Below are 25,818 nucleotides of genomic sequence, written 5' to 3' on the forward strand. Positions count from 1 at the left end.
CGTCACCTGACCTTGACGCCGGGCCAGCAGCTCGCGTCCAGGTCCGCGAGTCCCATGGCGTTGCCGTGCAGATCGATCACGATGTCTTGCGATTGCGTCTCCAGGCGTTGCGCCAGCCACATCCGGTTGTCCAGCAGGCGAACGAAATTCTCGACCAGAATCAACAAGGGACGTGGTTCGGCGGCCAGTTGGGCCGGCAGGATCTGAGGAAGCAGGATGGGCTGCTCGCCGTCCACCGTGGTCGAGTAGTCGAGCACGGTGTGCCGGTCGATCGCCGACGTGTCGGAGAGGGCCTGCCAGAAGTCCGCTGCCTCGATGCGCGTCTCCGCCAGGTCCAGTGGCAGGTAGTGGCTGAGGTCGGCGGCCCGGCCACGCAACGCGTCGAGCAACCGGGGCGTGATGTCGTTCTCGATGTGGGTGCCCCAGGACTTCCAGAACCGCGCCAGGTTGGTCTTGCGGTTGCCCGCCCGGTGCACGCCGTTGCGCCGTTCCCAGTGGTACGACGTGACCTTCGGGTCGATGACCGTGCGGTGGCCGAGCATCCTGGCCCGCATCTGGTAGTCGAAGTCCTCGTACCCGTTGAAGTACCGCTCGTCCAGCAGACCGACGGAATCCCTGACCTCCCTGGTCATCGCGAACAGCGCGAATGCGGCCAGTTGCACGGTGTACGGGGAGTCGGGCAGGTCCGATGTCCTTGCGTTCAGGTACAGGTGCCTGCCGAGGGTCTCGCTGAACGAGATGCCGCAGTGCTGCACACCACCGGTCTGCGGGTACAGCAGGACCCCGGCGGTCATTCCCGCGTCCGGGTGGTCGCTCAGGGTCCGCAGCATTCCGGACTGCCAGCCGGACTCGAGGATCAGATCAGAGTCGACGAAGAAGATGTGGTCCCCGTCGGCGATGGCCAGACCCTGGTTGAGGGCTTGACCGCAGCCACGGGGCTTCTGGTTGTGCAGGTTTGTCACGGTGACGTCGGCGGCCCGCTCCGCCTTGACCTGCCGGGCGAACTCCTCGACCAGCTCGCTCACCTCGGTCCCGGAACCGTCGTTGACCAAGATCAACTCTGTGTCCGGCTCGAGGGTCAGTCTCAACGACTCCAGGAAGAGCGATAACACGCTCTGGGTCTGGAATATGGGCACGATGACGCTGCTACGCACGAAACCCCCATTTTCTGCACAGCGCGGGGCCAGGGCGCAGTATGAGCTACACCCGGCCTACGCGATTTCAAGTGCGGTACGGATAGTGGATCAAGCGTTCCCGGCTGTCTCCCACGAGGCATTACCGCGTGTCCTGTCGGAAGGGACGCATGGCAATGGGAAGGGCGAAGAGTGGGTTGGCCGGCGTGCGGCCAAGCGAACCGGGTGGCGCACGACAGGGCCGTGTTCAGCCGGGGGACTTGTCGGCGACAGGCCTGTCAGCTGCCGTCGCGAAGCTGAGTGAGGGGCTCCGGGCGGAAACGGATGTGATCGAAGACGGCTGTGCATCCAGCGCCGAACGGCGACTGGGCGAGAAACCCGACTTTCACTGCGGCCGAGTCGGGCAATGAGCCGAGTGAAAAGTATCGGATCAGTCGCCACCACTCACCGTCGTGTGAGGCGTGAAAAGCGAAGGCGCGCCCCGTCCGGGATATGCGCAGCCAGGTGCGGTTTCCGCTCACCTCGTCGGCGTTGGCGTCGTCCGAGTCGCCTCGGGTGACCACTGACACGACACTGGGCCGCTCCTGCGGGGTGTACTCGAAACACAATTTCGCCCAGGTCTGCTCGGCTGCCTGAATGAACAGGACGCCGGCATCGAAGGTGTCCTTGAAGTCCACCTCGACGTGGGCCGACAACTGGAAGTCGTCTCTGACGTCCCCGACGAGCCGCAGCAAGTCTTCACCCACCGCAGGATCCTCGCGTCCCGGATCCAGGAACAGGTCGGTTCGTGGACCTGCCGTCATGGCCAAAGCGTCGTTCTCGACGCGCCATGTGGTGCCGACGGACGGGCCCTCCGGCACGACACCGAAAGGAAGACCGGGCACGGTCAATGAATGGTTCACACATTCCCTCATTTCCCCTGAACAGCCGGAATCAAGAGATCAAACGCTCCGCAGCGTGCGCATTCGCACTGTCCGCTCCGCGGAGCCGTGACAACACGACGCCGGCGTGCTCGAACTCCTCCTCGTTGGCCATCGAGCCGAGCAGGATGGTACGGACGCCGCAGTCGAGGTACCTCCTCGCGTATGCGGCCACCCGGTCGTAGCTGCCGACCAGGTAGGGCATATAGCCTCGACCATTTCGGTACGGCCCGGTCCAGTAGACGTTGTCGTGGAGTTCGCCCTCCTCCGCGACGTAGGCCATCCGTCGAATGTGATCCGAATCCGAGTGCTTTCTCATCCGTACCTGGAGCCGTCCGGAACGTGATTCCGTGGAGCGCGCTTGGGCAGCCTCCCACGCCTTGTCGTCCGACTCCCTGGCGATGATCCCGAACCGGACGCCGAGCCTGTTCTCCCCACTGCGCGGCTTCGCGAAGTTGTCCGCGAACCGGTCCACCGGTTCGGGGTGGGTCAGAGCGACATCGCCTATCGCGCGAGCCACCCGGCGGCCTGCCTCGGATGAGCCGGGAACAAAGATACGAGGCTGCTGGTCCGGAGGCAGAGACGTGAATGTTCGCAGTCCGCGGAATGTGTAGTGCTGACCCTCGTGGTCCAAGCGCTCGTTCGTGGTCAGGAGCGCTCGCAACACGCTCATGTACTCAAGCGCCCGCTCGAACCGGCCATCGTGTTCGACCTGGTCGCCCACCTGCCGGAGCTCCCCCTCATTGCCTCCGGTGATCAGATTGAGGTCCACACGACGGCCGTACAGGGCGACCAGCGTGTGGACGATCTTGGCAGCGGTGAAGGGCGGCAGCGAGTTGGGTTGCAAGGCGATCAACGGCGTCAGCTTGTCGGTCTGCTGCATGATCGCCGAGGCCGTCACCCAGGGGTCCAGAGTCCCGTGTTGGTAGTACACGAGCAGGCCTTCGAAGCCATGCCGGTCGGCCAGGCGCGCTATGTTGCCGATGCGGGCGAGCGGGTCTCCGTTGTCTGGTTCGAGTGTCGTAGGCGCTGTGTTGCCGTACACCTCGAAGTCATATTCCATGCGAGGTCTCTCCTCGTGGACTCGTGGTGAAGCCGCCGTCTTTGTCGATGATCGAGGACAACTCGGCCCACAGCCCGGCCGGCGTGCTGAACGTCTGGGCAGTGAGGCTCTCGTCCGGAATGGCAAAGTCAAAGGTGTCTTCCAGATCGATGATGAGGGAGACGATTCCGAGAGAGTCCAGACCGAGATCGGAAAGAGCTGCCTCCGGGGGCAGGTTCTCGTCTTTGGGGAGGAGGGGAACATACTTCCGAATGATGTGCTCGAACCGGTCCGGCCATGCCCGGCCGGACAATTCGTCGTTCGGTGTTGTGGACAACATAAACCTCCTGAAAGAGCAGCTCATTTTCCGGCCGAACGCCCGGCAATGCTACCCGCCCTTCCTTGCATATAAGCAAACGGGAGCAAAGTTGGCCGGAAGCGGCCAACTTGAAGCCTTCCCATTGATCCGCGACGGGAATTCCAGTCCTATGTACTTCGCTGGCAGAAGGCCCGAGGACGTGAAACGGTGGACAACCTGCATATCGACCCGGACGGCACGGCGTCAGTCGCGCCCATACCTGTCCGTACCATGAATGTGACTTTCTCGGGACAGACACGCCGTGCCAGCCCGCCGACATGGGGGCAAATCGGCATGTGGCTGATGCACAAGCGACTGGTCTCACGAACTGAAACACTCAATCTACAACTGAGGATCAATTTTCCGGAGACTCTGACGCCCGAGGACATCGTGCGCGGCGTCATCTCGCTCGTCTGCCGACACGAGGCACTTCGCACTACGTTTCACGATACCGAAGACGGCCGACCGCGCACTGTCACGCTGGCCGACGGAGAGCTGGCCGTCAGAATATACAGAACAACAGAGCAGTCGACCGAAGCCACCGTGGAAGCAGCGCTGGCAGCCGAACGGCAGCATTTTTTTGATCTGACGAATGAGGTACCCCTCAGGCTGGCACTGATCGGGCTCCCCTCCGGGGCGTACTGTGCATCGCTCGTTCTCCCGCATATGGCCGCAGACGGTTTCTCGGTCGGAGTTCTCAAGCGTGATCTCCAAGAAATCATCGAGTGCAAGGCGGATTTCGAAGCCGATCAACAGCAGCACGCTGCGGAGGCAGCCCGGCTGCAACCTTTTGAAATCGCGGCAAACGAACGATCCGAATCGGGGCAGGCTGAGAACGAGCGCTCACTGAGGTACTGGTGGAAAGTGCTTGCTGACTCGCCCCGTACCGTCTTTCCATGGGGGCGCGGCATCAACGGTTCCAAGCCGGAAATACAAGTTGTCCTTAAATCGCGAGCTGTGATTCTCGCTGCGTGTGAACTCGCCTACCGATACGAAGCAAGAATGCCAAGCGTCGGCCTGGCAGCGATCTCGTCGGTTCTGGGTGCCATTTCCCAGGACTCGCGTGTCATGTATCAGGTGACTTGCAGCAATCGAGGATTCGGACCGATCCGGAATTCGGTCGGATGCATAGCGCAGGGTGGCCTGTTCTTTGTGGACACCGATACCCGGACCTTCTCCCAACTCGTCACCCGAGCAGGCAGGGCAGAACTGATGGCCTACTCCTCCGCCCGCTATGATTCCGTGTTGCGCAACACGGTGGTCGATGAGGTCGGTCTGCAACGAGGAGTCCGGTTTGACCTGCACACCATCGTGAGCGACCAGCTGTTCGCGGAGCGCCGGCTTGCAGCCCCTCAAGGGCCGTACAGTCCCGCCTCCATGGATGAGGCTCTGCGGGCGACCCGGATCGAATGCAGGGCCTCAGATTTTGTTGCTTCGGAGCGGTTCTTTCTCCATATGGAATACCGAAACGGTGAGGCTCACCTCACCGCCAGAGCTGATCCCGAGACGTTTACCGAGCATCTCGTCAGCGACCTGTTGCAGGGCATTGAATCCGTACTTGTCGGCGCATGCCGGGAGGATGTGTCCCCGTATGAGCTGGCGCGAGAGGCAGGATTGCGGCCCGTAGGGAAGAAAGGATCCCAATGGGTGCACACGGATACAGGGTGGGTGGATCTTTCGTCCGTCTCCGAACTGGTGGAACGCACTGGGCTCGCCAAAGCACTGTCCGTCCAACACGGAAACGAGGACGGAGTGGTAGCACATCTCGAATTCAAGGGCGCCGGTATCGGCGTGGAGGAACTGCACAGGAAAATGATGAGCCTTCTTTCCGACCGTCCCTCGGCGGTGGCTCCTGCACGATACGTCGTCGAGACGCTCAATTGAATTCTGCCAGTGCACGTTCGAGCTGCCCGGAACGGTACCTGTCAAGTGGAGTAGTAGGCAATGCAGCCAGAACTCAGCGTGATCATCCCCTTCTACTGCGTCGAGCGCTACTTCGGTGAGTGTCTTGAGTCGGTGGCCGGGCAGACTCTGCGCGACCTTCAAGTGATCATGGTGGACGACGGATCCACAGATGGTAGCGGGCACATAGCAGAGAAATACGCCCGTTGCGATCCACGATTTCAGCTCATTCGGCAGCGGAACCGCGGCCTGGGCGCCGCACGGAACACAGGACTGCAGGAGATCAGGGGACGCTACATCGCCTTCGCCGACAGTGACGACATCCTTGCGCCCGATGCCTATGAGCTCCTGGTCGGCGTGCTTGAGGAATCCGGTTCGGACATCTCATGCGGTGGAGTGCAGAGATTCAACCGTGACGGTTTCTACCCGTCCTCCCTTCACGAGGGCATCTTCGATGAGGAGGTCAAAGGAACGCACATCACTCGGCAGACCAAGCTACTCGGAGACAGAACCGTCTGGAACAAGGTCTACCGGCGCTCATTCTGGGACGATCACGGTCTCATTTTTCCCGAGCATCAACTCGAGGACGCATGTGTCACCGTTCCGGCGCACGTGCTCGCCACATCGGTCGACATCGTCACCGGTCCGGTGTACTTCTGGCGCCACCGTGATGACGGGCCTCCCTCCATCACCCAGCGACTCTTCGATCTCGACATCATCGAAGGACGAATGAGTCAGGTGACCACGGTCTCCGAATTCCTCGCCACCCACGATGCCCATCTCAAGGAGATCTACGATCTCGTCGCTCTGGAACATGACATCCTCATCCTGGTGATGGCGTTGCCGCATGTTGCAGACCCTGCCTACCGGCAAAAGCTCATGCGCTACACGAAGGACTTCCTTGCTGGCGTCGATCCGTGCGTCATGGATCAGCTCGGTGAGAACGAGCGTCTCTGTTACCGCATCCTGCAAGAAGGTTCCATGGATGAGATTCTTCGCTTCGTCGAGGAACAGCCGAGGACGGCCTTCCTGTAGCTCTTTGCCGCGACCCCATGAGTAAGCGCACACCGTACGGAGGGACTCCAACACTGTGCGAGCAGAGGTGCGACCATGAGAGTTCTGGTCAGTGGTGGAGCTGGCTACGTGGGTTCCTTCACGGTCCGCAGTTTGCTGTCGGCCGGTCACGAGGTGCTGGTCGTCGACGATTTGAGTACAGGCCGCCGGGAGGCAGTGAGCGGCGTTCCGTTGGAGCTCGGCGACATACGCGACGAGCTCAGGCTGGAGAGTGTTTTCGCCAACTTCCGTCCCCATGCCGTCATGCACTTCGCCGGGCTGAAGTCATCGGAGGAGTCGATGACTGAAATCGGCAGGTATATGGATGTCAACGTCCGAGGGCTCACCACGGTACTGGAATGCTCCCGCCGCCATGGTGTCAGGCTCTTCGTGTTCTCCTCCTCCTGCTCGGTGTACGGTACGCCCGGCTGTGTGCCGGTGACGGAGGACGTTTCGGCTGCGCCGGAGAGCCCTTATGGGGAGTCGAAATCCATGGGGGAGCACCTGGTGCAGTGGTACGGTCGGCTGGCGAACATACGTTTCGCCAATCTGCGCTATTTCAATGCCGCCGGTGCCGCTGCCGACGGGTCGCACGGCGCCTATGTCCCCGCAAGCGTTCGTGAGATCTTCCCGATGGTGATCCGTGCATGCCTGGGAATGGTCGACGGCATCCGGATCCTGGGCAGTGACTTCCCCACGTCGGACGGCACAGCCGTGCGTGACTACATACATGTCGAAGATCTGGCAAAGGCGCATCTGCGCGTCCTGGAGGGGCTGGACGATTCCGATGTGTCGGGCAGTTACAACGTGGGATGCGGTACCGGCGTCAGTGTGCAGGAAGTGGTGCAAACTGTGCGGATGGTCTCAGGTCGTAGGCCACCGGTTTCCTTCGGTGCGAGGAGGCCGGGCGATCCCGCAGGCCTGTGGGCGGACACCACGCGAATCAAGGAAGCATTCGGGTGGGAGCCCGTGCACGACTTGGCGGCCATAGCCGAAACCGCATGGAGATGGCACCGGGACAATCCCTCCACGCTTGGCCCCGATTCCTCATCGCTGTCAGGTCGTTGATCCACGGGGCCCGTGGCCTCGCCGTTATCCGGACAGGCATCAGCCCGCCGGCCCTTCAGGCAAGACGCACTGTCCGGTCCAGCAGTGTCAGCGCGCCACTGACCACAAGCAGACGATCATTCGCGTAGTTCAGGCTCGCGGAGCGCAGATCACGAAGGTGACGCTCCAGCGGGAGCGGGGACTGCCGGTTGTAACCGACGCGCAGTCCGGCCAGCTGGACCATACGGTCGACCGCACGAAAGGTCAGTTCCGCGGCGGTGACCTTGAGCGTGTTGAGGTGGATCTGCACCGGCGTGGCCCCCAGGGACTCTCCAGCCGCACGTAGCTCCATCACCTCGTCGCGCACGCGGTGCAGATAGGCACTGACCAGCTCAAGGTCCATGCGTATGCGGGCCAAACGCTCGCTGACGAGCTCGGACCGGACATCCATGGTGCTTGGCCGGCCGGGCGACCTGATCAGCTCCACCAGCCCACCCAGAGCGGCCCGCGCCGCCCCAAGCCAGCAAGCGGCCCAGGCCAGATGGCCGATCGGCGCCATACTCTCGACGGCGATGCGCTGGAAACCGCCGGGCTCACCGACCGTTTGAGAGGCCGGTACGCTCCCCTGGAGTTCGAAGCCGAGACTCTCCGTGCCCCGCATTCCGAGGGTGTCCCACTCCCCGCGAGCGGTGATGTCGAGCTGGTCGCGGTCGGCGTACACCAGGGTGACCTGGTTCGCCGGGGCTTCGGGGGACGCGCGCATCGTGATCAGAAAGCCGTCGGCGTGCTGGCCTCCCGTGACGACAGGCGCGGCGCGATGCAGCGTGAGGGTGTCCACTTCGTGCTGGAGCGCCGCCTCGCTCGTGAGCAGGTGCCCACCCTTGCCGGGCTCCGAGGTGACCGATGCCAGATAGACTTCCCCTCCAGCGATGCGGGGCAACAATTGCCTCTTGAGCTCGGACGAGGCGAACCGCACCACAGCATCCGACTGCTGGCAGTGCATGGCCCAGATCATCGCCGTCGAGAGGCAGCCACCGGCGAGCTGCCCGGCGATCTGAACGAGACCGTCTAGGTCCGCGCCGAGGCCTCCGTACTCCTCAGGCACCAGAAGGCCCAGAAGCCCGCTCTCGCGGAGCGCTTGGAGCCCTGCCTCCGGAAAAGCTGCGTTCCTGTCGGTGCTGAGGCTTTCCTCCTTGAGGATGGGCAGCAATTTTTCCGCCGTCTCGGCAAGGGAAGTGCGGGTCACTTCTTCGACTCCTGCCGATAGTCCGCCTGTTCACTGTCGCGCATGCCGATGGATGGGGCGAGCGGCACGCGGCGCAGCTCGATCCGCGACACGTCCACTGGTTCTCCTGCGTCCAGGACGACTTCTGCCGCCACGGGGCGGCTCAGGAATCCGATGAGGCTGGCGGTGAGCCCGTACGCGCCCACATTGGGAACAGTGAGCAATCCGTCCTTGCCGAACTGCGAAAGACCGGTGTCACGAGCGAGCACGTCGGCTGGCGTACACAGTGGTCCCACCAGGTCGACCCGGCCTTCCGGCAACTCGTCCACGCAGGGCCCTGGTTGAACGGCCGTCGCGGACGCCCTCATAGGCAGCATCCGGCCCAGGCCTGAGAGCCCCCCGAGGTGGTTGATCCCGGTGTCGAGTACCACGTAGGTCTGATCGCGGCTCCGCTTGATGTCGCTGACAGTGCAGACGAGCCGTCCGCAGGTGCCGACAAGATGACGACCGGACTCGAACGCGACGGCGATGTCACCTGTTCGCCAGCCGGGAAGGTGCTCGTCGAGCGCGCTCTCGAGCGGCTCTCGCAACGCCGAGTAGTCGGGGAGCTTGCCCTCAGTGGCATAGGGAGCGGCGAATCCGCCGCCCAGGTCCAGACAGGTGAGGGGCAGCCCGCTGCCGCTGTGGACTCTCGCAGCCTCGGTGATACTGGCGAGCAGGGAGGCGAGGAGCCCATTCTCGTCCCGCGCATTGCTTACGGCGAAGAAGTGCATCCCGATGACGTGCGCGCCGGGCAGCGCCTTGAAGAGTCCCGCGTTGGCCGTCACGGCCGAGGAGTCCGTGCCGAACTGCGAGGCGGTTCCTGTCATCCGCAGACCGCTTGCCCCGTGCAACTCACTCGCGTTGATCCGGAGCAGGCATTCCGCTGTCACTCCTGCCTTCATCGCCCCCGCGGCGACCCGCCTGTAGTCGCCCTCGGACTCGACGGAGAAGCGGGTTACGCCCGCGCGAAGGGCGTTCTCGATCTCTGCCGGGGTCTTGCCGGGGCCCGTGTAGAGGCATTCGGCGCCCGTGAAACCGGCCACGAGTGCGGCTGTCAGTTCCCCCTGGGAGCTGATCTCGGCCTGGCACCCGGCGAGCCGCAGTGCCCTGGCTATCAGAGGGTGCGGGTTGGCCTTCAGGGAGTAGTAGAGCGTCGACGGTCGCGGGAGGGCCCGCCGCAACGAGTTCGCCGCGGCTTCGACCTCCCTGAGCTCGTACACGTACAGGGGACTGCCGTAGGCGTCGACGAGGTCGGTGATGTCTTCGCTGTTCACGGGGTCTCGTTCTCCCACTCGTCCAGCAGCCCCCGCGCCACCTTGCCGTTCGCCGTGAGGGGCAGGGCCTCGATCACACGGCACATGCCGGGGACCTTGGCCGGATCGAGTAACTTGCCCAGTCCGGTCAGGGCTTCCTCCGGTGTGATGTCTCCGACGACGTACAGCACCGCGTCACGGCGGTCCGAGGGCGGCAGTACCGCCGCCTCGTGTACACCGCTCACAGAGCGCGCCGCTGATTCGATTTCCACTACTGAGGTACGGGTACCGCGGCGTTTGAAGACGTGGTCGCGGCGCCCGCTGAAGTAGAGATAGCCCGCCGAGTCCAGATGGCCGAAGTCACCGGTGTACAGCACTCGTTCACCGTCGGACGGGTCGACCCTGAAGGCACGTCTGGACAGTTCGGGGGAGCGCCAGTAGCCGGCCATCAGGTGCGGGCCCCGTATGGTGATCTCTCCGACATGCCCGGGAGGGAGGGTTCGCCCGGCCCCGTCCACGACCCTCACGGACGTACCCGCGAGGGCGCGTCCCACCGAGTCGGGTCGGGTTAGATCACCGTCGGGCTCCATGATCGTTATTCGTTTGCACTCCGTGGTGCCGAACATCAGCTGCACCGCGGCGCCCGGAAACCGTTCACGCAGCTGCTCGACGGTGCTCTTTGAAAGGTGCTCGCCCGTGTTCGTGAACAGCCGGACCCGGGTAGGAGCGCGATCCCTGCTGACGAGCTTGAGCAGCATGGTTCCGAGCGACGGCACGATGGGCACCACCGTCGCCCCATTCTTCCTGATGTCAGAGAGCAGCCGCATGTCACCGGAGGAGTCCGTGAGCACCAGTTCGCAGCCGGCAAAGATGCTGAGGAAGACCTGATAGAGGCCGTAGTCGAAGGAGAGCGGCAGCCGACAGAAGACGACGTCGTCCCTTGTGTAGCCAATCCGGTCGGCGACCGCGGAAACGGCGAAGCATACCGCGGCGTGCGGACACGCGACCGCTTTCGGCTGGGCCGTACTGCCCGACGTGTAAAGCAACAGAGCCAGGTCGTCGGGTGAACGCTCCGACGCGAGGAAGTCGTCCAGGCCGGGATCGGCCGACTCGGCGGCTCGCCCGACCTCGGCAAGGGAACTGACGGGCAAGATCTCCGACGCCCAGCCCAACTGCTCGTGGTCGTCGCTGACGAACAGCGTGGGTTCTGCGTCCCTCAGGACGTGCTCCAGCTGGTAGCGCCGCACGGCCGTGCTTACCGGGACGAATGTGGCCCCGATACGAAGGCACCCGTGGAGCAGGGCGAGGAGGGTTCGCTCGGGCGTCGCCCGTACGACGACCCGGTCGCCGGCGGTCACCCCGCGCTCGTGCAACCACGCCGCCGTCGCGTGGGAGGCGCGTACGAGTTCCGCGTATGTCCAGCGGCCCTTCCGGTCGCGTACCGCGGGGGCGGCCGGGTGGTCGGCCGCGGCACGGGCAAGAAGCCGGTCCACGAATTCCGGGTGGTCATACGGCTCATGCCCCGCATGGTCTGGTATCAAGCTGGACTGGGGAGGCGTCACCATGACATCCAATCTCTGGCATGTTGGCGAGGGGACCAACCGAATCCCGCTCTCTGAAGTCTGCGGACACTCGCTCACGCAGACACAGGCGAGGGCAAGATTGGCCGACAGTGGCCAACTTGAGGGCTCGCGTTGATCGGCACCGAATTCACCGGGGAATATTCGGAGTTAATGAGATCGGCGTCTCATATCAGACCGCGCCGCGCAGCCCAGACGGCTGCCTCGATCGGGGTGCGAACGCCGATCTCGTCGCAGACGGCCCGTATGCGGCGCCGAAGTGTCCGACCGGATGTGCAGAGGATTCGAGCAATCGTTTCCGCTGGATGTCCCTCCGCCAGTAGGAGAAGCAGACGGATATCTTCGATCGTGAGCTCCTCGGAGCGCGGCCGACTGGCGAAGGGCACCATGCGAGGGGAGTCGACCTCATGGTTTTCAGCGGTCAGGCGTTCGCCGCTGTCCAGGCCCTTCTGTATGGACAATGTGGTCATGTCAGTGGCGACCTCCGTGGCATGCTGCTCGGCTGTATGGCAGCTGAACGTGAGAGAAGATTGTTTCGACATCAAACCGAAGGCGTCGATCGGCCTTTCTCGTGAACGGTGAACATGGTCGCACCGCATCAGACCGCCAGCCTCCGGAACCGGCTGCCGTGGAACACCAATGGCTCCCGGTCAGGCTCGACCTTCAGACCGTGGATCTTGAGCAGGACAATCGTGTGATCGCCTCCGGGAAGTTCGGAGTAGGGTGAACAAGCAAGCCAGAGGCTTGCGTTGTGTATGTAAACGCTGCCGTCGTCGTCGGCTTCCCAGTCAATGCCCGCGAACCGGTTCCCTTTCTTGTCTGCCAGCGAACGGCAGATCCCGTCCTGTCCTTCGGCCAGCACGCTCAGGCCCAGGCGATGCCGTTCACGCAATCTCGGCCAGGTCGTCGAAGTGTCCTGGATGCAGACGAGCACCAAGGGCGGCGCTAGGGAGACCGGGGTGAACGTGCTCGCAGCCATGCCTACCGGTGTCCTCGAGTCGGATGCGCACATGGCGGTCACACCGGAAGGGAAACAGCTGAACGCCCTGCGCAGCAACAAAGGATCCGTCGGTTCTGTGCTGAGTGGACTCATCGCGCGCCTTCGGTGGTTTCCTGCCCCGACGGGACCGCTCCAGGCTTCCGCCTCGCCCCGTGATGGCCGGCCTCGCGCCCCTCCGAGCGGGACGGCCTACGGGGCTCGTGATGCGCGATCGCGTGCCGGTCTGCGGGGAGTTGCCGAAAGAGGCCGGGGCTCATGGTCGGCGACCGGCGTGGAACGCCGTCCACCCAGGAGGTACGCGGATCTCGGCCTCCAGACATGCGCTTCATGAGCAGGCCTGGACCACTGGCCTCATCGTCTGCGCCATCAGTCTTCGTCCCAACTGTCCAAAGTCGAAAGAAATGTCTTGCGGACAAACTCGAACGACGACCTCCGCCCGGATATCAGCTGAGTGAAACGATCGTACTGGCGCTCCGCCTTCGGATCCTCAAAGTGCCAGTATTCCGTGGGCCAATCTCCGCTCAACAGCCCGCGTGCCTTGTAGTCGGCATACAACGGCGTGCCCGGATATGCGATGATCTTTGTCCAGTACATATTCGGCGCAGGCGTCTTACAAATCTCGATCAAGTGATCAGTCATCAGGAGCTCGCGTTTGGTGACGCGCGGATGATAGGTCAGCACGCCGGGCACGACATCCAAACTCAGGTCATGAAGCAGCTGGAGCTTTTTTCGGATGACATCGAGCTGGGAATCGCTCTTGCGATCGTAGACCTTCCCGTAGTTCTGCAGCTGATCATCATCGGCGGTCTCAACACCGATAAATACCTTCACCAGGCCGGCTTGTACTAGAAGAGAAAATAGAGAAGCATCGATGGAATCGATTCGGCAGTCCACCATGAAAGAGACGGAAAGCTGCCTCCTGATCATCTCCGTAGCGAACTCTTCGGCCCTTCGTTGAGAATGCACCTGGTTCAAGAGGAAAAGGTCATCACTGATCGTGACGAAGTTCACGCCGTGATCGCGGTGGAGCATCGATATTTCGTCGACCACGTTGGTAATGGACTTCGTTCGGTAGGAGTCGCTGCCGTGCTGAATCGCCGACTTGCTCCCCGTGGTGCAAAATGTGCACCTGAACGGGCATCCTCGGGAACTGAAGACTGCAGCACCCATCCCCAGGGCGCGGACCGCCGGAAGATCATCACGGGACGGCCACGGAAGTTCGTCAAGATTCAGTGCCGGCACGTTTCTATGCCGTACAGGCGCTGAACCCACATCGTCGCGACTGAACATGGAGGGGCATCCAGCCAACGACTCCCCGTTTAATACTCGCCGGGCCAGTTCAGTGAATGCCGCCTCGCCGTCACCTGTACAGGCAAAATCAAACGCGTCCGACCGCGCGAGGACATCTCGCCAGCTGAGAGTGGCCAGATCGTGTCCGAGTACCGTCAGTACTTTCGACCATCTCCTCTTCGCCCGGAGCGCCAGCTCCATGCTCTCTTCGTACATTTCGGCAGTGCCGGTGAATCCTATGAGGAGCGGATCACCGTTCTTCTTGGCCGACTCCAGAATTGTATGCCAGGTCTGCTCGATCGACGCGTGCCGCGCGGTTTGAGCATTGATGGTCGTGACGTCAATTCCCCGGGACGCCGCATAGGCCTTGATTGACATTATTGCGAGGTTCTCTGCGGGAAAGCTCCAGGCGCCAGAACCTAGGTACCGTTTCTGTACGTCGAAATAAGCGCCACGCTCGTGCTTCTCGAGATAACGGTTCCTCCACAGGGCTGGAGGGGCGATTAGCAAGATACTCATCTTAAATCCCATCCTTGGACGGTAAGCGATCGGGTGAACCCGAGACGAGATGCTGTCTGCTTCTCAGCAGTTGGAGGCGGGCCCTGAAGGGTTGTCACACCGAGCGTGGCACGCGCGCTACTCCCGTTGTCTCCTCCATTCAGCCAGCCAACGTGGGGGAGCACTTGCCAGATCGACAACGTCCGGACTCAACTTCACGCTGCTCCTTCGTCCGATCGGAGCCGCCCCGACCTTGTTGTATGCCTCGCCGGCCACTTTTGCGATGCTCGACCACGAATAGGACCGTTCAACCACCGCTCTGCCGGAGGCGCCGAGGTCAAGCCGCCTGGCCGGATCTTTCAGTAGTTCCAGGAGCTCGCGGGCCATGTTCTGCATCTGATCATCCGTCACGACGGCAAATCGTTCCGGTTCGGGGATTCCAACAAATGCATTGGGCGGTCCGATGATGGGCAACGACGCGGCCATGTACTCGAGGACCTTCAATTTCATCCCCCCGCCGCTTGCCAAGGGTGCGAGGCCTACCTCGGCTTTGTGGAGAACATCTCCGATGCTCGGAACCTGCCCGTGCACGCGCACACCGGGAACGTCATACACCTCCAGATTCGGCGGAATGCGACCGTAAACGTCGACCCACCTTCCCGCTGCTACAAGGTCGCTGGCCAAGGAATTCAGGATGAATTTTAGGGCAACGGCGTTCAGCTCGTAGTAGAAGTTCCCCACAAAGACCGATCCGGCCCGGGTGCGCGGTTCGATCGGCGTCGGGTCGGACAGTTCCACGCCACAGGGCACCATATAGATATCGTTCGCACGGAACGTCGACGCGTACGCCAGGTCTTCCGCTGTTTGAACAAGCACGGCGTCCGCCAAAGATATGGCGGCCGCCTGCAACTGGTGGCGCTGCTCACAAGTTCGCTCGTCGTCGCCAAGAGCAATGTGAAGCTGATGCTCATTGTCAAACATGTCATACACCAGACGGCAGTTCACTCGCTCAGCGAGCGTCCTGCCGTAACGGACGACCAGCGGAGTCGAGGACATCACGACCACGTCGGGGCGTAGGCCGGCGATGAGTCCGCAGAATTCTTCAGACGCTGAATAGACGTCGTCTGGACCAACGTACTCGACTTTTATGGGCCAGTCACCGCTCGGTTTCGACGCGGGGTTCAGATCGCAGAGGACGAGGGTGACCTCGCAACCTTGGTTCGGCAGGTGACGATTTAGTCCGATCGTACGGGCGGCTCCCCCGGTAACAGGAATGGATCCGCTGAAGCCGGCGGTCTCAAAGATGGCAACGACCCTGAGATCCCTCCGCAAGTCATGCACCTCTCTTCACTGAGTCCCTGCGACTGGCCATTCCGTCAACGAGCTTCTCCCGGCAGGCGGGCCGACTCCGAGGTGCTCGATGAACCCTTGCGATCCTCCTGGTCCAGGCCATTGGCTCGACATCAACCAGCTGGCGCCCTTCTCTTTGGCGGTTAAAATTACCTAGTTTTCGCAAGAAATTTAGCGCCCCTTTGCGTATGGCATCAATCGCACCGAGCAGGGTGCGCGTTCCTGTGTGGACTTGCATGCTCTTGTTTGTATAGCGTTTCGAAACGATTCACCGTCGGTTTCCCAGTCTAGGGGCCATTCGAAAGAAAGTGGACAAAGCGGACAATTTAGGGAGGAAGCGAGTGAACGGTTCTGTTTCGGGGGATTCTTCCGTTTTAACTAGAAGGGTTGGGCTCGGTATACCGGCAGGCCTTCCCTTCGAGGAATGGCACAGAGTCGGCCAGAATCTCTTTCTCATCGCTGATTCTTCAGCATGGTGGCTGGGAGACTGGCTCGTTTACGGAGAGAAGTCATATCCGCAGCGTTATCGGCGGGCGATCGACGAGGCAAGGCTGGACTATCAGACTCTGCGGAACTACGCCTGGGTGGCCCGCAATGTCGCCTTGTCCCGCCGGCGGGACAAGCTGAGCTTCCAGCACCACGCCGAGGTGGCCAGTCTGCACCCGCGTGACCAGGAACTCTGGTTGCAGCGTGCCGAAAGACTCGGCTGGTCACGCAACAAGCTCCGCAAGGCCATCCGCGAGAGCCGAGGTGGCGTTCCCGAACCTGCCTCCCCGGTCCGGATAGTGCTGAATCTGCCCGCCGATCGCGAGAGCCTGTGGCGTGAAGCCGCCGAATGCTCGGGTGCGAGCCTGCAGGACTGGATTCAACAGGTCCTGGACGGTGCGGCTCGCTCAACGGTGACGGGTGAGGAAGAGGTCGACGCCGTCGTCGCGGCGGTCGGCGACGGCCGTGTGCTGGCGATGGCGGACGGCTGATTGGACAGGTGGTGATACCGGCCCGTGCAGGTGGCATCCGCCGCGCCGCCTGCCTCGCCGGCCATCCCTGGTCTCATGAGGGCCGGCCGGTGAATCCGGGCCTGAAGGAAACGGGTGGTTGCCGCGGCATTCGGTCGCGCTGATCCATGACCACAGTGATCGTCCGGTGAAACGGGCATACCTGCCGCTCGGCAGGGCTACTGTTCCACCTGCCGTCTGCAGGGCTCTCCGGCCTCCACCGCCGGCTGATCCACCTGTGGCACACGCGGCGCACCGCTGTCGGCGACGTCGAGGCCCGGGATCCGTCCGTTCGTCAAATCAGCGCGACTGCGGGCGAACGAGGAGAAGAGCGGCTGTTCTTTTCTGTGTCCCCGCGCAAGGAAGCCCCACGAGGACGCGCCCTTCGGCGGCTCGGGCCTGAGCCGAATGAGTGGCTGGAACCGCTGTTGGACGGCCCATTCGATGCCGGCTCTTCCAGTACGCCCCGGGCACGGACCCCGTGGCCCATGCAGCGTTGCTGCACGAGGAGGCGGTGAGTTCGCGGGTGGAACGTTCGCCGGCCAAGTGAACGTCAGCGATCAAGGAGTGAGGCTGAGTGAGTAACGTGCGCCGGGCGCTGGTCACGGGCGGGGCGGGATTCGTTGGATCGCACCTGTGCGAGCATCTGCTGTCCGAGGGGCTGGACGTCGTATGCGTCGACAACTTCTGCACTGGTCGAAAGGAGAATCTTCGACAGGCTTTGAAGTCGCCCCGCTTTCAGCTCGTCACCGCGGACGTGACCGAGCTGCCCGCCATTGAAGGACCTCTGGACTGGGTGTTCCATCTGGCATCCCCTGCCTCGCCGGTTGATTACCACCGGCTTCCTCTGGAAACACTGCGCACTGGTTCCCGCGGTACGGAGAATGTGCTGATCTGCGCTGTCGAGAAGCAGGCCCGATTCCTGCTCGCGTCCACCTCCGAGGTGTACGGCGATCCGTTGCAGCACCCACAACGCGAGGACTATTTCGGCAACGTGGACCCCATCGGTCCCCGGGCGGTGTACGACGAGGCCAAGCGCTACGCCGAGGCCGCGACCATGGCCTACCGGCGCAGCCGGGGCGCGAACACCACCATCGCCCGCATCTTCAATACTTATGGGCCACGCATGCGCGAGTTGGACGGCCGAGTCGTCCCAACCTTCATCTCGCAGGCCCTGGCCGGCATGCCCTTCACCATCAACGGATCCGGCACCCAGACCAGGTCCTTGTGCTACGTGACCGACCTGGTGACGGGCCTGGTCGCGCTGATGGTCAGCGACACGCCGGGACCTGTCAACCTCGGCAACCCGTACGAGCTCACGGTGTTGGAGATCGCGAAGCGGATCGCCGCCGCGGCAAGGGCGGAGCCCGAGGTCGTCCACCGGCCGCTGCCCATGGGCGACCCTCTCGTGCGGCAGCCGGACATCGGCCGCGCCCAGAAACTACTGGGATGGACCCCCGAGGTCCCGGTCGACGAGGGGCTGGGGCTGACAGTGGAGTGGTACCGGACGCGGGGGAGTCGGTCCTGTTGACCGACCGAGCCGCTCCGGAGAGTGCTCGTGATCGGCCAGTCGCCTCTCCGTCAACTTGGTTCGGTACTTCTATTGCTTCGCAATCCGACATTCGGACAGGTTTCAGGGCCACTTGTCTCCCTCCGTACCGGAAGGGACCTACACCGGGAGAATCCACTGACAAGGCGTGCGTTGATTTCCGGAATTACCGGTCAGGACGGCACCTATCTCGCTGAACACTTGGTCGAGGAGGGCTACGAGGTCTGGGGGATCGTGCGTGGACACGACGACACGCGTGCAGCCAGACTCCGGCACTTGGTGAGCGATGTCAGGCTGATACGGGGGGACCTGCTCGATCAGACCAGTCTGATATCCGCCGTCGATCAAGTCCAACCCGACGAGGTCTACAACCTGGGGGCCATTTCCTTCGTTCCTCTGTCATGGCAGCAGTCCGGCATCACTTCCGAAGTCACCGGACTAGGGGTGATGCGAATGCTGGAAGCGATCCGCATCGTCAGCGGAATCAGTGCCTCCCGTACCGCGCAGCTCGGTAGCCAGATCCGCTTCTACCAAGCGTCGTCCTCCGAGATGTTCGGCAAGGTACGAGAGACACCGCAGAACGAGCAGACGCCTTTCCATCCACGCAGTCCGTATGGGGTCGCAAAGTCCTACGGGCACTACACCACGCAGAACTACCGCGAGTCGTACGGAATGTATGCGGTATCCGGAATCCTGTTCAATCACGAGTCACCGAGGCGCGGGCCGGAGTTCGTCACACGCAAGGTGTCCCTCGGAGTCGCCCGGATCAAGCTCGGTCTCAGCGAAACGCTTAGGCTGGGAAATCTGGACGCACGGCGCGACTGGGGCTACGCCGGCGACTACGTCAAAGCCATGCGCCAGATGATGGCCCAGCCGGTGCCCTCCGACTTCGTGGTGGGCACGGGAATCATGTCCTCGGTGCGGACTCTCGTTGAGCACGCCTTCAGTCACGCGGGTTTGGACTGGCGGGGGCATGTGGTCATCGACCCGTCGCTGGTGCGGCCGGCCGAAGTCGACCTGCTGTGCGCAGATCCCAAGCGAGCCCGGGCACAGCTCGGCTGGGAACCGGTGGTGTCCTTCGAGGAGCTGGTGCGCATGATGGTCGACGCGGACTTGGCCCAACTCTCCGGCAGGAGCTCGCCCATCGACTCACCCGTTGCGGAGCACTTCTAGTTCGTCGGTGCCGTCAGGTCGAGGACGTGTATGCCACCGGCCGAGGAAGTGTTCACTACGCCGAGACCCGGTCCGCCCGGCACGGCAGCGCCCCAAAGGTACGGGGACTCACCTGTTCCTTGGACATGTACGGCATCGACACAGCATTGGAGTGGACTCTTGAGTCGTACGGGTTCAACGGATCGGCCAGAACATGCTGGTTGGCCAGACGTCTACCTCTCGTCGGTGGCGTTCGAGCTGGGTGCACGGGTGGGCATCGATGAACTCGACGACCCCGCGATCAGGAAGAGCCTCACAGCGCTCCGCGACGAGGGAATCCAACACTGTCGGTTGAGTACGGAGCCGGCCTCCCGGCTGGCAGCTCTCTCTTCAGCGAGATCGATAGCCGCGGCCGGTTCAGGTGAGCCGACTGCCGCCGTCTACTGCGCCGAATCCCCCGGTACCGCCTCGTTCTGCCACGATGTCTGGGACTTTCTGGTGGCTATGGGCCGGCCCACTCTTCCGACGGTGACGGTGGGGGGCAACGCCTGCGGCAACCTCCCGCCGGCACTGCGTATCGCGCGAAACACCATCCTCACCGAGAGGGGATCTTCAGTACTCCTCGTCACGACGAACAAACGTGGCCAGGCGACGCGTTTCATCGAGGACGGTCAGACAGTGATAAGTGACGGTGCCGCTTCCTGCCTCGTGAGCGCGCACCTGATGGGGAGCGGCTTCCGAGTGCTCGGGGTGTCGGATGCGGTACGTGCCGATTTCCCGCAGTCCGGATCTTCGCTCACCAGAATGAGTTCCGTCGTCAAGGGAGTCGCCCGCGCGGTCGAGGGTTTGTCGCACGTGTCGGGAGTGGGCGGTCAGGAATACGACCTGTTGATCACCGGGAACTACGGAACCTCCGTGCGGTATCTCTTCGCCACGGCGGCGGGGATGGATGTCAACTCCGTCTACGCGCCGCAGGTGGCCGACATCGGACACTGCTTCGCCGGCGATCTGCTGATCAGCCTCGCGCATGCCGAGGCGTCCGGCGTGCTGAAGCACGGCGCACGGGTTCTGCTCCTAGGCACTAGCCCGCGGTCCTGGACATGCGCCGCATTGGAGTATGTGCGCGCCGAAACCGAATGAGCCGCACCAAGCCAGGGCCTCTTTCTTCGCTTGCCACACCAGGGAGGCAGGCTCGCCCACGTGACCGGCCAAGAACAGTATGAGAAGCAGACGCCATATGCCTTGTCACGGCGGGACAAACCGGCTCGACGCGAGAAGCTACTTACCTCACTTCAACGGTCGAAAAGTTAAAGAACGAGTTAGCCTCGTTCGGAACCTTGTGGTCACTAGATTCAACGTGTAACACTCTTGCATCGTAAGCGCTTTCGACACTTCATGCGAAGGCGACTTCCACTCCCCACTCCGGATGGAAAAAACCAAGTCACAGATTTCGACATCTCCAAGGATCAGATGACAATCGAAACAGGTCCGCCGGGTAGCTCTAAGGCTGAAAATGTCGTGCTTACAGGTCGACAATCGCTGCCACCCATAGAATTCGATCGCGCAGCGGGCAGCTGGCTGTACGACACGAATGGCAAGAAATATCTGGACGCCTCGAGCGGATCGATATGCGTGAACATTGGGCACGCCCACCCACATATCGTCTACGCGATGCAGTCTCAGCTCGCCAAAGGCGCGTACACGACCGCGACGATGGCTCGGTCGGCCGAGATGGACCGCTTGGGTGCGAGGCTGACAGCAGTTGTTGGCCGCCCGGACGACAAAGTGATCCTCACTACGACGGGCACGTCTGCCATTGAGCTCGCCATTTCGCTCGCACGCATGGCCCAGAGAGCGCGCGGGCAGAGCAAGCGCAACAAGATCCTGACCGCGTCGCTCGGCTACCACGGCAACAGCGCACTCACGCTGGGACTTTCCGGGCACCGACGCAGACGCCCTTCGGCGGCCGATGCAATGGGATTGGCTCCATCGTTCGATCCGCCATATCCCGGACAGCATCCGGCCTGTGACGGAGGGCGATGCACCGCCGACTGCGCGGACGATGTCGCGCGAGCGATCCGTGCTGCAGCCCCGGAGACTGTGGCGGCAGTACTGATAGAACCCATCAACGGTGCGACCGGCGGTGCCTATGTCCCACCGCCGGGCTATCACGCACGATTGAAGGAGATCTGTCAGGAACTGGGTGTGCTCCTGCTCCATGACGAGATACTGACCGGACTCGGCCGCACCGGTCTTCCGATGTCCTCGCACCACTGGCCGAACGCCCAGTCGGACATCGTCGTCGTCTCCAAGGGACTGAACGGCGGTTACACGTCGCTGGCCGCGACAGTGATCTCACCGGAGGTCGCCGATGACATCGCTCGGTCCGGACGTTCTCTGCCGCTTCTCGGGACAATGTCCGGGACGCCTCTGCAGGTGGCCGTCGGAAACGCGGTGCTCGATGTCCTCCACGAACTCGGAGCAGTCGCATCCGACACAACGCGGGGGGACCACGTCGTCGGCGCGATACGGCGAGCCACCGCCGACCTCCCAGTCGTTGTGGATGTACGCGGAAGGGGATATCTTCACGGAATCGAAGTAGCCGACAACTGGCAGTTGGATCTGCTGCGTATCGGCCGAGAAAAGGGTTTGATCCTCTATCCGTTCAACGGTTACAGGCGCGACGGCGGCGGAGAAGGTGTACTAATCGCTCCACCCCTCAATATTTCAGACGACGAGGTCAGCTTCTTGACCCGTGCATTGAGAACCACGCTCGTCGAGCTCTCTGAACGCAAAGCGGAGGGAGGAGCGTCGCTGTGCTTATAGTCGACGGTATGTCAGGTGCTGGGAAAACCACACTACTGGCTCGACTCAAGCGATACCTTCGTGACGACATGTTGCTTCTTGAGCCCCCCAGCGTGCCGACCGGCGTACACGACGAGTCGGCCATGGCAATACGGCTGTTGAATGATGTGCGGGCACGCGTGGATCAGGGTGAGCGCTTCGAGGCGGCTGACCCCAAGAGATTTGCCGCCGCTGACCACGGACAGGTTTGCGTGCTTGGCTACAGATATGCACTCTGGCGAATCAACAGAGGGCCGCGAAGAGACTTCGATGCCGCACTGCGTGAATGCGATCGGTTGAGGCTGTTCGGTGGCGAGCACACAACCCTGATATTACGGTCATCTCGGCGAATGGTGCAGACACGGCTGGCATACACCCGAAAGTCCGACGGCCGCCCTTGGGACGAGCCGGACTTCCTCGAGGCATACGACCATTTCCTGCAAGAGCTCGGCACGTGGACGGAAACCGGCCCACGGACCATTCTCGTGGACGCCCACTCCGAGACCTGGACAGAATTTGTAGCCCAGCCACACGACACGATAGCCGACACGTTGCGCGAAGCTCGGCGCATTCAGGGAATCCTGTCAGCGTGAGCACGAAGAACGTCATCAATGAACCACCGCCAGAGGACGGAGTGAAAATGACGCAGTCATCCACCACCGACATCATCGACGACAGGTCACTGGTGAGTACGTTTCCAACTTTCGCGCATGCGTACCGAGCGGGACTCAGAGACATCCTGGAACGCGGGCACCAGGTGTCTTCGGTGACCGACCCGGACTCGATCGCCTCTGGATTCGGCGCGCAGGACCGGCCCTATTCGGAAATAATAGGGCACAGCTTCCAAGTCGCCGACGCGTCTTCTTCCCTGGCGATCACGTCAGTGATGAAAGTCAACCTCGCGTACTGCTTCGGTCTGCTCGCCTGGTCGTTGGACGCTCGCAATGACATCGAAACGCCGTCCTTCTACCGCAGGGGTGCTGATCAGTTCTCCGACGACCAGCACACACTCAGTGGTGCGTTCGGCCGGCGGTTGCGAACCCTGGGCGGCGGGGACCAGCTGCGAGCAATCATCGACAGGTTGCGAAGCGACCCGAGCAACCGCCGTACGTTCGCACCCATCCTCGAGCCGGTCGACAACTTCCGCCAATCGCGTGAATATCCGTGCGGAGTCGGCATTCAGATGTTCTTGCGCGAAGAAAAGCTCTCATTCGTCGTGGTCATGCGGGCACAGCAGGCGTTGACCGTGCTTCCGTACGACACATTTCTCTTCATGGGGATACAGCAGTACGTTGCTGGGCTCCTCGATGTCGAGTGTGGGCCCTACCATCACTACTCCGGCACATTCCATATCTATGACAACGAGCGCGCGATCGCAGATGAGATCGCAAGCGCCGAGGCGCTACCAGTCGCGCTACCCGCGTTTCCCCGCGGCAAGGACGCTGCCGAAGACGCCGCGCAGGAGCTCATAGACCTCGAGCGACAACTCCGTGAGGCAGCTGGCAAGGGAGATCACCGGCGCGTGGACGCGATCGCCGAAGGCCGTGCCCGTCATCCATACACCGATGTAGCCCGATCCGTACTGGCGAGGCACGCTTACCGGAAGCTCGGGTCTACCGACGTGACCGTGGCCAGCGAGCACGCTTCGGAACGAATGATAGAGCTCTTCAACGCCATTTAGCGACTTGTGACGGTGGCTACCCAGTCTGGTCAAGAGAGCGCCCACATTCGTGTTCGGAGGAAAAGATGCAAGCGGCAGTGAGCGAGGGCATGTCTTCCGCCGTGCAAACAATTCCCGACCTCCTGCGTATGCGAAGCCACGAGATACCCGACTCGGTTGCGCTGATTCAGTCGGACTTGGCAAGCCTCACATACGGTGGCGCACTGCAACGGTCCCGGAACTTCGCCTTCGGGCTGCATGCACTGAACGTGGAGCCGGGTGATTTCATCGGCCTGGTTTTCTCAAACGGGAACTATCTCGATTTTGCGGCGGCCTATTTCGGCACCCAACTCGCAGGATGTACGCCGGTAATCGCGCCTGCCTCGCGTTCATTGAACACCTTGATGTTGCTGGACCAAGTGGATCCAGTGCTCACGATCTACGGCAACGCTCGGGAAGCTGAGTTCCTGGGGCACCGGATACACAAGGCCGAGTTTGTGTCCGCAGTGGAAGAACTCGGCTCAAGAGCCACGAATACGAACCTGCCCAGCAGTGATGAGGACAGGATCGCTCATGTCGTGTTCACGACGGGCACTACGGGTACGAGGCGAGCGGTCTGGGCCACACACCGGAATCTACTCGGCGCCATGGAGATCCACGGCACAACGAAGGCCGTGGGAAGAACCGACGGCGAGGTGCTGATCGGCTCCTTTCCGATCGGTACTAACGCCGCCCTCGCCATGCTGATGAACTGCTTGAGAGAGCAGGCGACCATCGTCTGCATGGATGAGTTCCAGCCGGAAGCCTTCTGTGAGACGGCGAGGAACCTCGCCTGCACCGGGGCAGTCCTGACACCGACCATGGCTCAGTCGCTGAGCCAGCTTGATGTGAGTGTTCTCGACCTGCCCCGATTGAACTTCATCGGACTGAGCGGCAGCGCGACTCCGGCTCCGGTCATCGACTGGCTGGCCGGCGTCCTTCCGAGTGCGGAACTGAAGACCTTCTACTCGTGCACAGAGGCATGGCCTTCAGGCATGAACTCGACGTTCGACAGCTCAGCGCCTCAGGTGCTCGGACCGCGGAACGGGAATGTCCGTGTCGTCGACGAACGAGGCGTGTCTGTCGCTGACGGGGTCTCCGGAGAGATCGAACTCCGGGTCGGTGAAGGGCGTGGCTGGTGCGACCTCGATGTTTCGGAAACTTCATTTGAAGTCTCAAAAAAGCCAGTATGGGTAAGTACGGGTGATGTGGGCTACATCGACGACAGCGGATCGGTCGTGCTCATCGATCGCAGGTCTCGCATCCTGAAGTGTGGTGCGATGAAGATCTCGGCTGCCGAGATCGAGGCGGCTCTTCTCCGTCACCCGGCAGTGTCCGATGCTGTATGCATCGGTGTGCCGCACCCGACACTGGGCAGCCAGGTCGCGGTGGCGTTTGTCATCGATCACGACGTGGCCGCAGTTGAGGTACTCAAAAGGGAACTTCGGGCCGACCTCGCAGCCGGATACTCCGACGTGTTGCTGCAGATGCGAATCATTGAATTCTCGGAGATCCCTCTCCTGCCGGAAGGTAAGATCGACTACAGGTACGTTGAGGACACTGTCGTCAATGGGCGGCCGGCGTACGAGCGCCCGCATGAAGTCGAGCGGCCGATAGCAGATATCTGGCGGCGCGCGTTGGGTCGAGAAGACATCGGTCGACACGACGATTTCTTTGACCTCGGTGGAGACTCCTTGACCGCCTTGAAGGTGAACCGATCGGTGAGTGAGCTGCTCAAAAGCGACATTCCGGTGACCTGCATCTATGAGGCACGCACTCTCGCAGAATTCTCCAAGTTCGTTTTGGGAGATACAGAGGCGTATCCAGTCGGGGGTGTGTAGCGAGAGATGTCATGATGTGTCGATGCGAAATTTGCCAGGGCTATT

General features: G+C 62.2%; 22 protein-coding genes. 11 read left to right on the plus strand and 11 right to left on the minus strand.

Annotated features, from left to right (window positions below; genetic code table 11):
- Positions 1-2: 2 nt before the first annotated feature.
- From SSP08S_RS09490 to SSP08S_RS55105, 4 genes are all read right to left on the minus strand, one after another.
- Positions 3-1,136 (minus strand): glycosyltransferase family 2 protein, encoded by a 1,134-nt coding sequence (locus SSP08S_RS09490; protein ID WP_158697150.1) that lies wholly within the window; start codon positions 1,134-1,136, stop codon positions 3-5.
- 275 nt (positions 1,137-1,411) lie between these two features.
- A complete protein-coding gene (locus SSP08S_RS09495) occupies positions 1,412-2,035 on the minus strand; it encodes a DUF1349 domain-containing protein (RefSeq protein WP_245607857.1) in 624 nt (207 codons plus the stop codon).
- 31 nt (positions 2,036-2,066) lie between these two features.
- Positions 2,067-3,116 (minus strand): LLM class flavin-dependent oxidoreductase, encoded by a 1,050-nt coding sequence (locus SSP08S_RS55100; protein ID WP_019067351.1) that lies wholly within the window; start codon positions 3,114-3,116, stop codon positions 2,067-2,069.
- A complete protein-coding gene (locus SSP08S_RS55105; RefSeq protein WP_063739155.1) occupies positions 3,106-3,435 on the minus strand; it encodes a phosphopantetheine-binding protein in 330 nt (109 codons plus the stop codon). The genes SSP08S_RS55100 and SSP08S_RS55105 overlap by 11 nt, the downstream gene beginning before the upstream one ends.
- A 186-nt stretch (positions 3,436-3,621) precedes the next feature.
- Between SSP08S_RS55105 and SSP08S_RS59195 the strand changes: the two genes are divergently transcribed.
- The 3 genes from SSP08S_RS59195 (at position 3,622) to galE (ending at position 7,476) form a co-directional block, all read left to right on the plus strand.
- Positions 3,622-5,337, plus strand: coding sequence for a condensation domain-containing protein (locus SSP08S_RS59195; RefSeq protein ID WP_078532390.1), 1,716 nt, complete (start codon positions 3,622-3,624; stop codon positions 5,335-5,337).
- 60 nt (positions 5,338-5,397) lie between these two features.
- A complete protein-coding gene (locus tag SSP08S_RS09515) occupies positions 5,398-6,390 on the plus strand; it encodes a glycosyltransferase family 2 protein (protein ID WP_019067354.1) in 993 nt (330 codons plus the stop codon).
- A gap of 75 nt (positions 6,391-6,465) precedes the next feature.
- The gene (gene galE, locus SSP08S_RS09520) at positions 6,466-7,476 is read left to right on the plus strand and encodes a UDP-glucose 4-epimerase GalE (RefSeq protein ID WP_026178334.1); all 1,011 of its coding nucleotides are present in this window, start codon (positions 6,466-6,468) and stop codon (positions 7,474-7,476) included.
- Positions 7,477-7,531: 55 nt separating this feature from the next.
- Here galE and SSP08S_RS09525 read toward each other — a convergent pair whose 3' ends face one another.
- The 7 genes from SSP08S_RS09525 to SSP08S_RS09550 form a co-directional block, all read right to left on the minus strand.
- Positions 7,532-8,701, minus strand: coding sequence for an acyl-CoA dehydrogenase family protein (locus SSP08S_RS09525; RefSeq protein ID WP_019067356.1), 1,170 nt, complete (start codon positions 8,699-8,701; stop codon positions 7,532-7,534).
- Positions 8,698-9,996 (minus strand): type III PLP-dependent enzyme domain-containing protein, encoded by a 1,299-nt coding sequence (locus tag SSP08S_RS09530; RefSeq protein WP_019067357.1) that lies wholly within the window; start codon positions 9,994-9,996, stop codon positions 8,698-8,700. Before SSP08S_RS09530 ends, SSP08S_RS09525 begins: the two co-directional genes overlap by 4 nt.
- On the minus strand, positions 9,993-11,468 hold the full coding sequence (locus SSP08S_RS09535; protein WP_019067358.1) for a class I adenylate-forming enzyme family protein: 1,476 nt from the start codon (positions 11,466-11,468) through the stop codon (positions 9,993-9,995). The genes SSP08S_RS09530 and SSP08S_RS09535 overlap by 4 nt, the downstream gene beginning before the upstream one ends.
- Positions 11,469-11,722: 254 nt before the next feature.
- The gene (locus SSP08S_RS63315) at positions 11,723-12,025 is read right to left on the minus strand and encodes a helix-turn-helix domain-containing protein (RefSeq protein ID WP_019067359.1); all 303 of its coding nucleotides are present in this window, start codon (positions 12,023-12,025) and stop codon (positions 11,723-11,725) included.
- 128 nt (positions 12,026-12,153) lie between these two features.
- Complete coding sequence (locus SSP08S_RS09540; RefSeq protein ID WP_026178335.1) at positions 12,154-12,648, minus strand: flavin reductase family protein; 495 nt, start codon at positions 12,646-12,648, stop codon at positions 12,154-12,156.
- Positions 12,649-12,921: 273 nt separating this feature from the next.
- Complete coding sequence (locus SSP08S_RS58725) at positions 12,922-14,376, minus strand: B12-binding domain-containing radical SAM protein (RefSeq protein WP_078532392.1); 1,455 nt, start codon at positions 14,374-14,376, stop codon at positions 12,922-12,924.
- Positions 14,377-14,481: 105 nt separating this feature from the next.
- Positions 14,482-15,675, minus strand: coding sequence for a glycosyltransferase family 4 protein (locus tag SSP08S_RS09550; RefSeq protein ID WP_158697151.1), 1,194 nt, complete (start codon positions 15,673-15,675; stop codon positions 14,482-14,484).
- A 359-nt stretch (positions 15,676-16,034) separates the two neighbouring features.
- Between SSP08S_RS09550 and SSP08S_RS55110 the strand changes: the two genes are divergently transcribed.
- From SSP08S_RS55110 to SSP08S_RS09590, 8 genes are all read left to right on the plus strand, one after another.
- Positions 16,035-16,670 carry an LmbU family transcriptional regulator gene (locus SSP08S_RS55110; RefSeq protein ID WP_051105882.1) on the plus strand — a complete coding sequence of 212 codons (636 nt, stop codon included), beginning with the start codon at positions 16,035-16,037 and terminating at the stop codon, positions 16,668-16,670.
- Between the two features lie 595 nt (positions 16,671-17,265).
- Positions 17,266-18,219: an NAD-dependent epimerase/dehydratase family protein gene (locus SSP08S_RS09560; RefSeq protein WP_026178337.1), complete on the plus strand. Its 954-nt coding sequence runs from the start codon at positions 17,266-17,268 to the stop codon at positions 18,217-18,219.
- Between the two features lie 156 nt (positions 18,220-18,375).
- Positions 18,376-19,410, plus strand: a complete 1,035-nt coding sequence (locus tag SSP08S_RS09565) for a GDP-mannose 4,6-dehydratase (RefSeq protein ID WP_043259367.1) — start codon at positions 18,376-18,378, stop codon at positions 19,408-19,410.
- Between the two features lie 225 nt (positions 19,411-19,635).
- Positions 19,636-20,529 (plus strand): beta-ketoacyl-[acyl-carrier-protein] synthase family protein, encoded by an 894-nt coding sequence (locus tag SSP08S_RS61675; RefSeq protein WP_158697152.1) that lies wholly within the window; start codon positions 19,636-19,638, stop codon positions 20,527-20,529.
- A gap of 330 nt (positions 20,530-20,859) precedes the next feature.
- A complete protein-coding gene (locus SSP08S_RS09575; protein WP_043259338.1) occupies positions 20,860-22,215 on the plus strand; it encodes an aminotransferase family protein in 1,356 nt (451 codons plus the stop codon).
- Entirely contained in the window at positions 22,206-22,826 is a 621-nt protein-coding gene (locus SSP08S_RS61680; RefSeq protein WP_158697153.1) for a hypothetical protein, read from the plus strand. The genes SSP08S_RS09575 and SSP08S_RS61680 overlap by 10 nt, the downstream gene beginning before the upstream one ends.
- Positions 22,823-23,914 (plus strand): thymidylate synthase, encoded by a 1,092-nt coding sequence (locus SSP08S_RS09585; protein WP_158697154.1) that lies wholly within the window; start codon positions 22,823-22,825, stop codon positions 23,912-23,914. Before SSP08S_RS61680 ends, SSP08S_RS09585 begins: the two co-directional genes overlap by 4 nt.
- An 89-nt stretch (positions 23,915-24,003) precedes the next feature.
- Positions 24,004-25,773 carry an AMP-binding protein gene (locus SSP08S_RS09590; RefSeq protein WP_158697155.1) on the plus strand — a complete coding sequence of 590 codons (1,770 nt, stop codon included), beginning with the start codon at positions 24,004-24,006 and terminating at the stop codon, positions 25,771-25,773.
- Positions 25,774-25,818 lie beyond the last annotated feature (45 nt).

The organism is Streptomyces hokutonensis (assembly GCF_000376565.1).
Classification (GTDB): domain Bacteria; phylum Actinomycetota; class Actinomycetes; order Streptomycetales; family Streptomycetaceae; genus Streptomyces; species Streptomyces hokutonensis.